This window comes from Pseudosporangium ferrugineum (assembly GCF_003002065.1).
In the GTDB taxonomy this organism is placed as follows: Bacteria; Actinomycetota; Actinomycetes; order Mycobacteriales; family Micromonosporaceae; genus Actinoplanes; species Actinoplanes ferrugineus_A.
In genome coordinates this window covers 159,700-172,551 of sequence record NZ_PVZG01000004.1, presented here as the reverse complement: position 1 = coordinate 172,551, position 12,852 = coordinate 159,700, and the positions used below count along the sequence as shown (strand labels likewise).

Genomic DNA, 12,852 nt, shown 5'->3' with positions numbered 1-12,852 from the left:
CGAGCAGGCCCACCAGTGGTACGGCATCTCCGCCGCCCCGCGCCAGGACGCGGACGTCTGCCTGTCCGAGTGCTTCGCGACGTACGCGACCTGGCTGTGGGCCGAGGCGAAGGACGGCACCGACCTCGACGACCGGTACCGGGCGCTGGTCCGGGAGAAGAAACCGGACCCCGGGTTCTGGAAGGAGCTGTACCGCTCCGGTGGAACGCCGGGCTTCACCGTCTACGAGAAGGGCCCGCTGGCCCTGCACGCCCTCCGCCGGCAGGTCGGCGACCCGGCGTTCTCCCGGCTGCTCGAGCGGTGGCCCGGGGCGCACCGCGGCGGCTACGCCGGCTGGCCCGAGTTCGAGGCGTTCGCGGAGCAGGTGACCGGGCGGGAGCTCACGGACTTCTTCGCGGCGTGGTTCCGCGGTGCGACGGTCCCCGCGGACGCGTACCTGTGGCCCGGAAGGCTGCGGCCGGCACGGTGAGAGACAGCGGCGGCGGGACCGGGCTCGCACGTGGCGTCCGGCCCGCCGCCCGCCCTGCGCTCCGGCAGGTCGCCGCGGGACAGGTACGCGGCGACCCGGTCGTCCACGCACGCCCCGCCGGTCAGGGAGTTGGCGTGGCTGCGGCCGCCCGGCACCGCGATCAGCCGCGACGAGGGGAACCGCCGGCGCACCTCGAGGCTGCCCGCGAAGGGCGTGGGAGCGTCCAGCGTCTCGCCGACGAGCAGGATCGGGGCCACCGTCCGGCCGTCGACCTCGACCGCGGGCCCGGCCTTCGCGGGCCAGAACAGGCACGGCGCGGTGGACCAGGCACTTCCCCACGTGTAGAACGGCGCCTCGCGCTGGAGGCGGCGGTTCTCGCGCATCCAGGCGTTCCAGTCGGCCGGCCAGGGCGCGTCGGTGCAGGTGACCGCGTTGTTCACGGCGAACGTGTTGTCGTCGGCCGAGCCGGGCAGTGGCTCCCCGCCGCCGGCGAGGTCGACCCAGAGCCCGGCCAGGAAACCCCAGTCGGACCGGGAGTAGGCGGCGTACAGGAAGAGGTCGGTCCACTCGGTCGGGCCGAGGTCGCCGAGCGGGGTCTCACGGAGCCGGTCCTTGCGGGCGTACCAGGCCGACTCGACCGCCTTCCGGGTCGTTCCGAGGTGGTAGACGTCGTCACGCTCGGCGATCCACGCCCACCATGCCCTCATGTTCCGCTCGAAGCCGGCGAGCTGGCCGGTGGCGAACCGGTGCCAGACCCGTGCCGGGTCGACGTTGCTGTCCAGCACCATGCGGCGGACCCGCCGCGGGAAGAGCGTCGCGTAGACCTGTCCCAGGTACGTCCCGTACGAGAAGCCGTAGTAGTTGATCGCCGGCTCGCCCAGCGCCGCCCGGATCAGCTCGATGTCCCGGGCCACGTCCTCGGTACGCATGTGGTGCAGCAGCTCGCCGCCGGCGGCACCGCAGTCCCGGGCGTACCCGCGGGACCGTTCCCGCCAGGCCTCCTCGTCGGCCCGGGTGCGGGGGGTGTAGTCCTGGCGGGGCGCCTTGAGGTAGTCCGCGCTGCAGCGCAGCGCGGGCACGCTCGCGCCGACCCCGCGCGGGTCGAACCCGATCCAGTCGTAGCCGTCCCCGCCGCCCCGGGGAACACGTTCTGCGAGGCGCACCGTGTGCCGGCCCGCCGCACCCGGTCCGCCGGGGTTCGTGACCATGATCCCCTGGTACGGCACGCCGGGCCGGTGCCTGATGCGGGACAGGGCCAGCTGGATCCTGGTCCCGTCCGGGCGGGAGTGGTCGAGGGGGACCGAGATCGTGCCGCACTCGGCTCCCTGGGGGCCCTGGCTGCCGCAGGGCGCCCACGAGACGGCCGGGTCGTGGAAGGACGGCGGGGCCTCGGCGGCCATCGACGGCACGGTCACCAGCGCCGCCCCGCCGGCGACCCCGGCCATCGCGAGCGCCGCCAGCCCGGTCTTCACCCAATGTCGAGAGTTCATGGGCGGAACTGTCGGCCGGCGGTGTCCGCCCGAGGTCCGGGTCGTGTCGCAGTCAGGTCGCAAGCCGGTCCGGGCTCACGCCGGTACGGGGCGCGCCCGGTCGGTGGCCAGCTTGACCGCGATGACCCCCAGGGCCGTTCCCGTCACGTACCGCTGGACCCTCAGCCAGGCCGGGCGCCGGGCCAGGAAGACGGCGATCGCGCCGGCGCTGAGCACCAGGACGGTGTTGACGGCCATGCTCACGGTGATCTGCACGCTGCCGAGCAGGAGGCTCTGGGCGAACAGGTGCCCGGCGCGCACGTCGACGAACTGGGGGATCAGGGAGGCGTACATGATCGCGGCCTTGGGGTTGAGCAGGTTGGTCATCAGGCCCATGGTGAACAGCCGGCGGGGCGAGTCCGCGGTCGGCTGCACCGGGGCGAAGACCGAGGTGCCGCCCGGACGCAGCGTCGTGAAGGCGAGCCAGGCGAGGTAGCCGGCCCCGGCGATCTTGACGGCGAGGTACGCCTCCGGCACGGCGGCGAAGACCGCCGACAGCCCCGCGGCGGCCGCCGTGAGATAGATCAGGAAGCCGGTGGCGACCCCGGTCAGGGAGATCAGGCCGGCGCGCCGCCCCTGGGTGATGCTGCGCGCCACCAGATACATCATGTTGGGGCCGGGCGTCAGCACCATGCCCAGCGCGACCGCGGCGACCCCGAGCAGCGATTCGTCCGTGACCATCCCCGAAGGGTGCGGGGCGCCGGGCCGCCGACGCGAGATCCAGATCGCGATCGGTGGCTCCGATCCGAAGATCGGGTGGGTGGCAGATATTGATGGATGTCGTTCGATGGTGTTTGAATTCGGGGAATCATCCGCTCGTTCCCGGCTGTGGAGGTAGCGCGCATGCGCCGACTCGGGTTGGCAGGTCTCGTCGCGGTCGTCGTCGCCGGCCTCGGTGCCGCGGTCACGGGAGGTGCCGCGTCGGCCGCGGACGCTCCCGCCGACGTGTACGCGTACCTCGACGACCCGCGGCGGATCGCGGAGAACCAGGTGGCCCCGCACGCGGAGCTGCGCCCGTACGCGGATGTGGCGTCGGCGCGCGCCGGGGCGGACGACTCGCCCTGGGTGCGCAGCCTCGACGGCACCTGGCGGCTCTCGATGGCGGACCGGCCGCAGGACGTGCCGGCCCGGTTCTGGGCCGAGGACTTCGACACGTCCGGCTGGCGCGCCGTCACGGTGCCGCACACGTGGCAGTCCGACGGCCTCGACCACCCCGTCTTCCGCAACACGGTCACCGAGATGTCTCCCGACGACCCGCCGCGGGTGCCCCGGGACGTCAACCCGACCGGCGCGTACGTGCGGACCGTCGACGTGCCGCAGAACTGGGCCGGCCGCCGGTCCTTCCTCCGGTTCGAGGGCGTCACCAGCGGCTACTTCGTGTGGGTCAACGGGCAGTACGTCGGCTACGACCAGGGCGGCTACGTCCCGGCGGAGTTCGAGCTGACCAGCCTGCTGCGCCCGGGCCGCAACACCGTGGCCGTCCAGGTGCACCGGTGGAGCGCGGGCAGCCACCTCGAGGTCTACGACCAGTGGCGGTTCTCCGGCATCTTCCGCAGCAGCTGGCTGTACTCCACCCCGGGCACCGCGCTGCGGGACGTCACCATCACCACACCGCGCACCGACGAGCTGCGCGCTGTCGTGGCCGTCGACGGCGCCGGGGCGGCCGGGGTGCGCGGCCGGCTCTTCGACGCCCGGGGCGCGCAGGTGGCGACGTTCGACGCGCCGGTGCGGAACGGTGTCGCGACCCTCTCCGGTACGGTGGCCGGCGCGAAGCCCTGGACCGACGAGACCCCCGAGCTGTACCGCCTCGTCGTGGAGCTGCTCGACGGCTCCGGCGCCGTCACCCACGTGACCGGCCAGCCGGTCGGTTTCCGGGTGATCACCGTCGCGGACCGGCAGCTGAAGGTGAACGGCAAACGGGTGGTCATCCGCGGCACGAACCACTCCGACGTCGACCCCGACCACGGGCGGCACGTCCCGCGGGCCAGGATGCGGCAGGACGTGGAACTGCTCAAGCGTTTCAACCTCAACGCGATCCGTACGGCGCACTACCCGTCGGACCCGTACCTCTACGCGCTGGCCGACGAGCAGGGGTTGTGGATCGACGACGAGGTCGAGGTCGAGACGCACCACCACGACAACTGCCCGAGCAACTGCCTCGCCGACCGGCCCGAGTACCAGGACGCCTTCCTGGACCGCTTCATCGGCCTCGTACAGCGCGACAAGAACCATCCGAGCGTGCTCCTCTGGGACACCGGCAACGAGGCCGGCCTCGGCGCCGCGCACACCGCGATGGCCGCGTGGGCCGACCAGCACGACCCGACCCGGCCGCTGTACCACCAGCCGAACAACCCGGACGGCGACGCGCCCTTCGCCGACGTCTGGGGACCGCGGTACCCGTCGCCGGATTCGCTGGCGGACAAGGCCCGGACCACCACCAAGCCGATCATCATGGGCGAGTACGTGCACGCCCAGGGCAACAGCCTCGGCAACCTGCGTGAGTTCTGGGACGTCGTCCGCGAGAACCCGAGCGTGCAGGGCGGCTTCATCTGGGACTGGGTGGACCAGCAACTGCGCCGGCCGTTGCGCGTCGTCCCCGACACCTCCGGCCACGGGATCACCGCGTGGATCAACGGCATGCCGGCCGCCGTCGCGGGCCACGACGGCACCGGCCGGGCCCTGTCCCTGTCCGGCCTGGACGACTTCGTCGAGGTCTACCGCGATCCGTCGCTGGACGCCGTGTCGACGGGGCTGACGCTCGACGCCTGGGTGAAGCCGGCCACCCCGTGGACCGGTGACCTCACCATCGTCGCCAAGGGCGACCACCAGTACGCGCTCAAGATGAAGACCCAGAACACCCTCGAGTTCTTCATCCACTCCGGCACCTGGCAGGCCGTGCAGGCCACCGTGCCCGCCGACTGGTACGACCGCTGGCACCGGGTCTCCGGCAGCTACGACGGCACGACCCTGCGGCTGTTCATCGACGGCGTCCAGGTGGGGCAGAAGGCGTTCACGGGCACCATCGACGCCTCGCCGATGCCGGTCAACATCGGCCGCAACGCCGAGACGATGCGCCAGGACTACCGGCCCGGCCGGATGGCGCACGGCGCCGTCGACGACGTCCGGGTCTACCATCGCGCGCTCACCCCGGCGCAGCTCGCCGCCGACCCGAAGACCGAGGCGGCGCTGGCCCTCGACTTCGACACCGTCGACGAGCGCGGCACCTACCTGTCCTACGGCGCCGGCACCGCGGGCAACGACGGCATGGTGAGCCCCGACCGGGTGCCCCAGCCCGAGACCGCGGCGCTCGCGGCCGTGCATTCACCCATCAGGATCGCGCGTACGGCGGGCGGCGCGCTCCAGGTCACCAGCGAACGCACCTTCACCGGCACCGGGGACCTGCGGCTGCGCTGGCAGTACGAGGAGGCCGGCGGCGTGCTCACGAGCGGCAGCCTCCCGCTGGACGTGCCCGCCGGTGGCACCGCGACCGTCGCCGTGCCCGCCGCGCCGGCCAACCCCGGCAACCGGGAACGGCATCTGACCGTACGCGCGGAGCTCGTGACCGCCACGGACTGGGCGCCGGCGGGCCACGCGGTCGCGGTCGAGCAGTTCCCGGCCGGTGGCCCGCAGATCGCCGGCGTGGCGGCGGCCGACCCCGGTGGCAGCGTGCGGACCACCAGCACGGCGGACGCCGTACAGCTGAGCGGTTCCCGCTTCGTCTACACGGTGAACCGCAGGTCGGGCACGCTGTCCTCGATGCGGGTCGGCGGCGCCGAACTGCTGCGCTCCGGGCCCGAGCTCGACGTGTGGCGGCCACCGCTGAGCAACGACGAGGAGGAGGCCCGCTCCTGGCGTGCCGTGGGCCTGGACCGGCTGGTCACCACCGTCTCCGGCGTCGACGTCGCGGGCTCCGCGGTCACCGTGCGGAGCACCGTCGCCGCTCCCGGCGTCACCGACGCGTCCTTCCGCCAGGAGGTCACGTACACGGTCGCGGCCAACGGCGACGTACGGATCGCGCACCGGCTGACCCCGCAGGGCCGGATGCGGGAACTGCCGATGCTGCCCCGGGTCGGCCTGCGCCTCGGCCTGCCGTCGGCGATGGACCGGTTCACCTGGTACGGCCGCGGGCCGGGGGAGACCTACCCCGACCGGGTGGACGGATCGCCGGTCGGCGTCTACTCCAGCACCGTGGACGAGCAGTACGTCCCGTACGAGAACCCGCAGGAGTACGGCAACCACACGGGCGTACGGTGGGCGTCGCTGTCCGACGGGACCCGGGGCCTGCTGGTGGCCGGCGACCTGCACGTCGGGGTGACGCCGTTCCGCGACATCGACCGCGCGCAGTACGGCTTCGCGTTGCAGCGCACCCCGGGCGAGGTGACCCTGCGCGCCGACCACGCGGTGAGCGGCGTGGCCGAGACGTTCCACAGCGTCCTGCCGGGGTACCGGGTCGCCGCCGACCGCGAGTACGCGTACACGATGCTGCTGCGGCCCTTGTCCGGAGCCGAGGCGGCGTCGGGCCGCCCGGCCGGCCCGGAGACCTGCGCCCCCGCCGCCGGGCTCACCGCCGCGGACCCGGAGGTGGAGGCCGGCGGGTCGACGACGCTGACGCTGACCGTGACCAACTCCTGCCCGGCCGAGGTCCGCGACGTGACCGCGGTGACCCGGCTGCCCGCGGGCTGGACGGCGGCGCCGGTCGCCCTGGGCACGGTGCCCGCCGGGGCGACCCGCACGGCGACCGTGACCGTCACCCGCGGAGCGGACACCGCCGTCGGTGAGTACCCGGCGATCGCCGACGTCACCGGCGTCGCCGCGCGCAAGGCCCGGGTCTACGCCGCCAGCGCGCCGGTCGAGCTGCAGGCGAACCCGGCGCCGCCGGCCGGCGACACCGCCCTGGCGGACGCGACGTTCCTGCGCGTGCAGAACGGCTGGGGGCCGGTCGAGCGGGACCGCAGCAACGGCGAGGACAACGCCGGTGACGGCCGCCCGATGGTGATCAACGGCGTCCCGCACGCCCGCGGCCTCGGCGTCCACGCCGACTCGTCGGTCGCCGTCCACCTCGGCGGCCGGTGCGCGTCCCTCACGGCGGCGGTCGGCGTCGACGACGAGACCGGCGCCGGCGGCAGCGTCGTGTTCGAGGTCTGGGCCGACGGCGTCCGCCGCTGGGCGAGCCCGCGCAAGACCGGCAACGACGCGGCCACGGACGTGAACGTGCCCCTCACCGGCGTACGCCGGGTCGAGCTGCGGGTCACGGACGCCGCGGACGGCAACGCCAACGACCACGCCGACTGGGGGTCCGCGGTGCTGCACTGCGCCACCTGATCAGACGATGCGGCGGTAGCGGTAGGGGACGTACCCCTGCCGCGCCGCCGCCGTGGCGACGGTCCGGCGGCGCATGCCGTACGCGGAACCGCTCTGCTCGATGATCCAGGCCCGGCTCCGGCCGGCATCGACCCAGCCGGCGAACAGCCGCACATGCTCGGCGGCGCGGTTGCCCGGCACCAGATGCAGCAGGATGTCACCCCGCCGCAGCCGCGGCCAGCTCACCCGGCCGGCGTACCGGGGCAGCTCCCACGTGACGGGCGCCCGGCCCAGCCCGGGCCGCCGGGGATCGAGCGCCCACGCCATCGCCACGAACCCGGAACAGTCCGGGCGATACCGGCGCCCGTGCCCGGCATCCCACGCCGCCAGCCGGTTGTCCTGCGAATACGGCACGTCCCGGCGCAGCCAGTCGAGGGCCCGCAGCATCACCTGCGTACGCCCGATCCTGCCGTCGTAGACGACGGTCGCCGCTCGCGCGGCAGCCGGCCGCGCGACGGCCCCTGCCGGGATCGCCGCCACGACACTGAGAAGCAGCCCGAGGACTGCACGCGAGGTACGGATGCCGCCGACCATAACGCGGCGTCACCTGGGCGGAGGCGCTTTCCGCGGACGCTCAGCCGCGAGTGGTGGCGGTCACGCCGCGGAACCCGGGCCGGTGCCGGACCGACCCTCCGGGAATGCGTGCAACGGCAAGGACCCTCGCGGTGGCCGCGGGGACGGTGGGGACCGCCGCCATGGCGCTGGTGGCGGGGCTGTGGTTCGGCGGGGCGGTGGACGGCTCCGTGCTGCCGGGCATTCCGGGCCCCGGCCCGGTGACGCGGTGGGCGATGCCGGGCCTGACCCTGCTCGCCACCGTCGCCGGGGTGCTGACCGTCGGCGGGACCGTGACGGCGGCGTTCCTGCTGCCCGGCGACGGGCGCAGCGTGGCCGCCCACGGGTGGGTCCTCCTGCGGCGCTGCACCTGGGCGGCGCTGCTGTGGGCGGCGGCCTCCGCCGCTCTCGTCCTCTTCACCGTGTCGGATCTGCTGGGCGTGCCGCCCGGCGGGCTCAACCGCCAGGCGATAGCCGGTTTCGCCCTCTCCGTCGCGCAGGGGCAGGCGCTGCTGTGGCAGACCGGTCTGGCCCTGACGGTCGCGGTGCTGTCGCGGTGCGGGGTGTCGCGGGGACCGGCCGCCGTCACCGCCGTCGTGGCGATGGCGGCGCTGCTGCCGCCCGCGTTCACCGGGCACGCCGCCGGCGCCGGCGATCACCAGCTCGCGGTCACCGGCCTGGCCATCCACGTGGTGGCGGTGTCGCTGTGGGTGGGTGGTCTCGCCGGGCTGCTGTCCGTACGCCGCCACCGCCGTTTCGCCGCCACGGCGCGGCGCTACAGCCGCCTGGCCCTGGGCTGTCTCGTGGCGACCGCGATCAGCGGGGCCATCAGTGCCGCCGTACGCCTGGGCAGTGCGGAGGCCCTGTGGTCGTCGCGCTACGGCGCCCTGGTGCTGCTGAAGGTTCTCGCGCTGCTCGCCGCCGGCGCGATCGGTGCCGAGCACCGCACCCGTACGCTCGCCGCCCTGCGCTCCGGCGCCCCGCGGGCGTTCCTGCGCCTGGCCGTGGGGGAGCTCGTGGTGATGGCGGGCGCGGCCGGGCTCGCCGTGGCGCTGTCGCGCAGTCCCACGCCCGTACCGGAATCCCTCACCGGGCCGGACCCGCTGGTCGAACTGCTCGGCTTCGACCAGCCGGGCCCGATCTCGGCGGCGGGTCTGTTCGGCGACCCGCTGCCGGACATGTTCTTCCTGACCTTGGTCGCGATCGGGATCCTCGCGTACGGGGCGGGGGTGCGCCGGTTGCGCGCGGCCGGGCACCCCTGGCCCGCCGCGCGCACCGCGTCGTGGACGGGCGGTCTGCTGCTGCTCGGCGCGGTGACCTGCCTCGGCGTGGGCAAGTACGCGTACGTCCTCTTCAGCGTGCACATGGTGCAGCACATGGTGCTGTCGATGGTCGTACCCGTCCTGCTCGTCGGCGGGGCGCCGGTGACGCTGGCTCTGCGCGCGTTGCGCAGGCCGGACGACCCGCAGGTCCGCGGCGCCCGGGAGTGGCTGCTGCTCGTCCTGCACAGCCGGATGTTCCGATTCCTCAGCCACCCGGTCGTCGCCCTCGCCGGCTACGTCGTCAGCCTGTACGGGCTCTACCTCGGCGGCCTGCTGGGCACGCTGATGCGTTACCACCTCGGGCACCTGGCGATGCTCACCCACTTCGTGCTCGCCGGTTACCTGCTCTTCTGGGTCCTCATCGGCATCGACCCCGGACGGCGGCGAATCCATCCGGCCCTGCTGACCGTCGTGCACTTCCTGGCGATGGCGGCGCACGCGTTCTTCGGCTTCGTCCTGCTCCAGTCCACTTCGGTCATCGCCGCCGACTGGTACACCGCCGTGCATCCGGCGTGGGCGCCGTCCCTGCTCGCCGATCAGCGCCTGGGCGCCGGGCTGGCGTGGGCGTTCGGGGAGGTCCCGGCCGCGGTCGTCATGCTGCTGCTGGTGCGCCGGTGGATCCGCGCCGACGAGCGTGAGCAGGCCCGGCTGGACCGCGCCGCCGACCGCGCCGCGGCGACCGGGATCCCGGACGACCTGGCCCGCTACAACGCCTTCCTGGCCGCCGCCGCGGACCGCGAGCCATGAACGCGCGTCGATCTTTCCCTTCCGGGCCTACCTGAGGGCACAACCGGGCAAGGCATCTGTCCCGACTACGCCGAGGACATCCCATTCGTTAAGTTATGTCGATGATCGACACGGGAGGCGGGCTGCGGGACTCACGCTACGCCGTCGGGGCTGTGCCCGGCGTGCCACCACGACTGGGACCGCACCGGCGGCCCTCCGCCGAGGCCATGGCCATCGTGGGGCAGACGGCGTCGGTGGTCGCGGATCGGCCGGTCGCCCTCGCGGAGGCCTTCTACCGCCACCTCTTCGTGCTGGCGCCGGGCGTGCGGGACATGTTCCCCGAGGACATGACGGCGCAGAACGAGAGGCTGTGCCGCGCGCTGCTGTGGTCGATCCAGTCACTCGCGAGCCCGGACCAGTACGCGGCCGGCATGGAACGCCGGCTGCGGGTCCTCGGCAGCGACCACGCCAAGCGGTTCGGGGTCGAGCCGGAGCACTATCCGTACGTGGGGCACGCCCTGGTCCGGGCCGTGCGGGACGTGACCGGTGACTGGACGGTGGCCACCAGCTCCGCGTGGATCTGGGTCTACGACTGGATGAGCGCGCACATGCTGGGCGAGGCCGACTGAGCGCCGGTCACCAGCCGCCGGGCTGGCCCGTCCGGGCCAGCTGCTGGGCCTCGGGGTCCAGATAGAAGTTCGGGCGCTGGTCCGCCTCGTGGTAGTAGCGGTGGAAGACCGGCGTGGCCGCGCCCGACATCGGTGGCACGATCCAGGTCCAGTCGGCCGGCACCTTGCGGCCCGCGTTCTCCTCGCGCCGGACGTGCTCCAGGAAGCGGGCCGCCTCGGTGTGGTGGTCGCTGATCCGTACGCCGGCCCGCTCGAACGAGTGCAGCACCGCCCTGTTCAGCTCCACCAGCGCGCGGTCGCGCCACAGGCTGGTCTCCGTGCTCGTGTCCAGGTGCAGCAGCTGGGCGACGGTCGGCAGCAGGTTGTACCGGTCCGGGTCCGCGAAGTTGCGCGCGCCGATCTCGGTGCCCATGTACCAGCCGTTGAACGGTGCCAGCGGGTAGTGGATGCCGCCGATGGTCAGGCGCTGGTTGGCGATCGCCGGGATGGCGTGCCAGCGCAGGCCCAGCTCGGCGAACCAGGGGTATTCCGGGTGGCTGATCGGCACCTCCAGCACGGCCTCCTCGGGCAGCTCGTACAGGGCGACGCCGTGCTCGGGGGTCTCGATGGCCAGCGGCAGGACGTCGAAGGGTGTGCCCTCGCCCTTCCAGCCGTACAGCTCCATCGAGGCGGTGAACTGCTCCTGGCCCGGGTCGCCGACGATCGAGCCGTCCGGCTCGCGGTAGCCGGCGTACCGGATCAGCTGCTCGTTCCACACCCGGGCGTACGGACGGCCCGGCACCGCGGGGGCGAAGACGCTGACCACCGGGCGGATGTTGCCGCCGCGCGCGTGCCGCCCGGAGCGGGATCCGGCGCCGCCGGCCACCTCGAGGTGCTGCACCAGTCCGAAGTAGATCTCCTGCGGGGTGCGGTCCGAGCGCCGGTCCAGCACCAGCAGGTTGCGCCAGTAGAGGCGGCCGATGCACCGGCTCGCGTTGCGCCAGGCGAGCTTGGCGCCGTACGTCAGCTCCTCCGGGGTGTGCGCGTACGTGCCGGTGGCGTCGATCTCCGCGCGCACCGCGGCCAGGCGCTCGTCGGCGTACCCGGCGCGGGGGTTCTCGGCGTGGTACTGCCGCACGAACTCCTCGGCCTCGGCGACGTCCACCGGCGCCGCCGGATCCCACTCGGGCGCCGGATGGTCGCGGTAACCGGGCGTTCCCATGCCTCGAAGTCCTTCCGGCCGGACGTGGCACCCGTACCGGCGCGGTGGTGACGACGTCGCTCGAACAAGTCCAATCGACCAAGATCGTATTTACGGCACAGAACGGCGTCAATGCGACGAGACTTGCCTGCCCGATGGGGCAGGGGCCGGTGGCCGTTCCCGCCCGGACGGCACCTGACCGCTCCGGCGCAGCGGAGCGGTCACGTACACAGCCCGTTACCTCGCGGTGCGAGCGACCGCCTCACGGACGACGGCGGTCGGCACGATCAGGTACGGCACGGCGAGCAGCAGGAGCCGGCTCGCCCCGGTGCCGGCGCCCACGATGGAGACGGCGACCGCCCGCAGGGTCCGGGCCAGGACGTCGTCGATGGCGGCGCAGGCGAGCGCGACGTTGCCGAGCCGGGTGCGGTGCATGCCCCGGTCGGTGGGACCTGGCTTACGCCGGGCTCGCGCTTCCGCCGAGGGCGCCGATCACGGTGCGGGCCAGGAGGTCGATGCGGGCTCCGGTGCCGCCGTCGGTGCCGGCCAGGACCGGGGCGTCGGCGGGCAGTTGGTCGACCTCGTGCAGCAGGGCCAGGAAGACGCCGCGGCACCAGGCGGGGCCGGCGGCAGTGATCACGCCCGCGGCATGCAGCCGGGTGAACAGCAGGTCGAGGCCGTTCAGCACCTCGGGGTCGAGGCGGGGGGCGCCGGTCGCCGGGTTGGCGGCGGCGTTCATGGCGAAGCGGTTATTGATCTTGAGTTCGAAGATGATCTCGGTCAGCCGGTGCAGCGCCACCAGGGGCGGCGCCGAATCCACTCGGGCCTGCTTCAGGCCGAGCAGGTAGCGCTCGTTGAGCTGCGCCGTCAGCGCGTCGATCAGCGCCTTGCGGGACGAGAAGCGGCGATGCACGGTCGCCCGGGCCAGCCCCGCCGCGTCGGCGATCCGTTCCAGCGGGGCGCCGGGTTCGTCGGCGAGCACGACCTCCGCGGCCTTGAGGATCCTTGCCGTGCTGCGTTCCGCGTCAGCCCTCATCTGCCCTCCTGCGTTGACGATCACTCTACTCGGCTCACAACTGAGACA

The 12,852-nt window shown here is 73.5% G+C and carries 9 protein-coding genes; 3 read left to right on the top strand and 6 right to left on the bottom strand.

Annotation, left to right across the window (positions count from 1 at the left end; all coding sequences use genetic code 11):
* Window positions 1-324: 324 nt before the first annotated feature.
* Window positions 325-1,959, bottom strand: coding sequence for an alpha/beta fold hydrolase (locus CLV70_RS10465; RefSeq protein WP_146164020.1), 1,635 nt, complete (start codon window positions 1,957-1,959; stop codon window positions 325-327).
* A 75-nt stretch (window positions 1,960-2,034) separates the two neighbouring features.
* The gene (locus CLV70_RS10460; protein ID WP_106126224.1) at window positions 2,035-2,679 is read right to left on the bottom strand and encodes a LysE family translocator; all 645 of its coding nucleotides are present in this window, start codon (window positions 2,677-2,679) and stop codon (window positions 2,035-2,037) included.
* A 162-nt stretch (window positions 2,680-2,841) separates the two neighbouring features.
* Here CLV70_RS10460 and CLV70_RS10455 point away from each other — a divergent pair, with 162 nt between their 5' ends.
* Complete coding sequence (locus CLV70_RS10455) at window positions 2,842-7,320, top strand: glycoside hydrolase family 2 TIM barrel-domain containing protein (protein ID WP_106126223.1); 4,479 nt, start codon at window positions 2,842-2,844, stop codon at window positions 7,318-7,320.
* On the opposite strand, the gene CLV70_RS10450 is transcribed toward CLV70_RS10455, so the two are convergent.
* Window positions 7,321-7,893, bottom strand: coding sequence for a hypothetical protein (locus CLV70_RS10450; RefSeq protein ID WP_106126222.1), 573 nt, complete (start codon window positions 7,891-7,893; stop codon window positions 7,321-7,323).
* 104 nt (window positions 7,894-7,997) lie between these two features.
* On the opposite strand from CLV70_RS10450, the gene CLV70_RS10445 reads away from it, so the two are divergent.
* On the top strand, window positions 7,998-9,980 hold the full coding sequence (locus tag CLV70_RS10445; RefSeq protein ID WP_106126221.1) for a bifunctional copper resistance protein CopD/cytochrome c oxidase assembly protein: 1,983 nt from the start codon (window positions 7,998-8,000) through the stop codon (window positions 9,978-9,980).
* A gap of 101 nt (window positions 9,981-10,081) precedes the next feature.
* Complete coding sequence (locus CLV70_RS10440; protein WP_158277742.1) at window positions 10,082-10,588, top strand: globin domain-containing protein; 507 nt, start codon at window positions 10,082-10,084, stop codon at window positions 10,586-10,588.
* A gap of 7 nt (window positions 10,589-10,595) precedes the next feature.
* Here CLV70_RS10440 and CLV70_RS10435 read toward each other — a convergent pair whose 3' ends face one another.
* The 3 genes from CLV70_RS10435 to CLV70_RS10425 form a co-directional block, all read right to left on the bottom strand.
* Complete coding sequence (locus CLV70_RS10435) at window positions 10,596-11,789, bottom strand: nitric oxide synthase oxygenase (protein ID WP_106126219.1); 1,194 nt, start codon at window positions 11,787-11,789, stop codon at window positions 10,596-10,598.
* 216 nt (window positions 11,790-12,005) lie between these two features.
* Window positions 12,006-12,203, bottom strand: a complete 198-nt coding sequence (locus tag CLV70_RS10430) for a hypothetical protein (RefSeq protein ID WP_106126218.1) — start codon at window positions 12,201-12,203, stop codon at window positions 12,006-12,008.
* A 22-nt stretch (window positions 12,204-12,225) separates the two neighbouring features.
* The gene (locus CLV70_RS10425; protein WP_106126217.1) at window positions 12,226-12,804 is read right to left on the bottom strand and encodes a TetR/AcrR family transcriptional regulator; all 579 of its coding nucleotides are present in this window, start codon (window positions 12,802-12,804) and stop codon (window positions 12,226-12,228) included.
* Window positions 12,805-12,852: the final 48 nt, after the last annotated feature.

Coding starts and splice junctions, on each gene's coding strand:
- CLV70_RS10435 (WP_106126219.1), bottom strand. CDS start 11,789: ATGGGAACGCCCGGTTACCGCGACCATCCGGCGCCCGAGTGGGATCCG.
- CLV70_RS10440 (WP_158277742.1), top strand. CDS start 10,082: ATGATCGACACGGGAGGCGGGCTGCGGGACTCACGCTACGCCGTCGGG.
- CLV70_RS10465 (WP_146164020.1), bottom strand. CDS start 1,959: ATGAACTCTCGACATTGGGTGAAGACCGGGCTGGCGGCGCTCGCGATG.
- CLV70_RS10425 (WP_106126217.1), bottom strand. CDS start 12,804: ATGAGGGCTGACGCGGAACGCAGCACGGCAAGGATCCTCAAGGCCGCG.
- CLV70_RS10445 (WP_106126221.1), top strand. CDS start 7,998: ATGCGTGCAACGGCAAGGACCCTCGCGGTGGCCGCGGGGACGGTGGGG.
- CLV70_RS10460 (WP_106126224.1), bottom strand. CDS start 2,679: ATGGTCACGGACGAATCGCTGCTCGGGGTCGCCGCGGTCGCGCTGGGC.
- CLV70_RS10430 (WP_106126218.1), bottom strand. CDS start 12,203: ATGCACCGCACCCGGCTCGGCAACGTCGCGCTCGCCTGCGCCGCCATC.
- CLV70_RS10450 (WP_106126222.1), bottom strand. CDS start 7,893: ATGGTCGGCGGCATCCGTACCTCGCGTGCAGTCCTCGGGCTGCTTCTC.
- CLV70_RS10455 (WP_106126223.1), top strand. CDS start 2,842: ATGCGCCGACTCGGGTTGGCAGGTCTCGTCGCGGTCGTCGTCGCCGGC.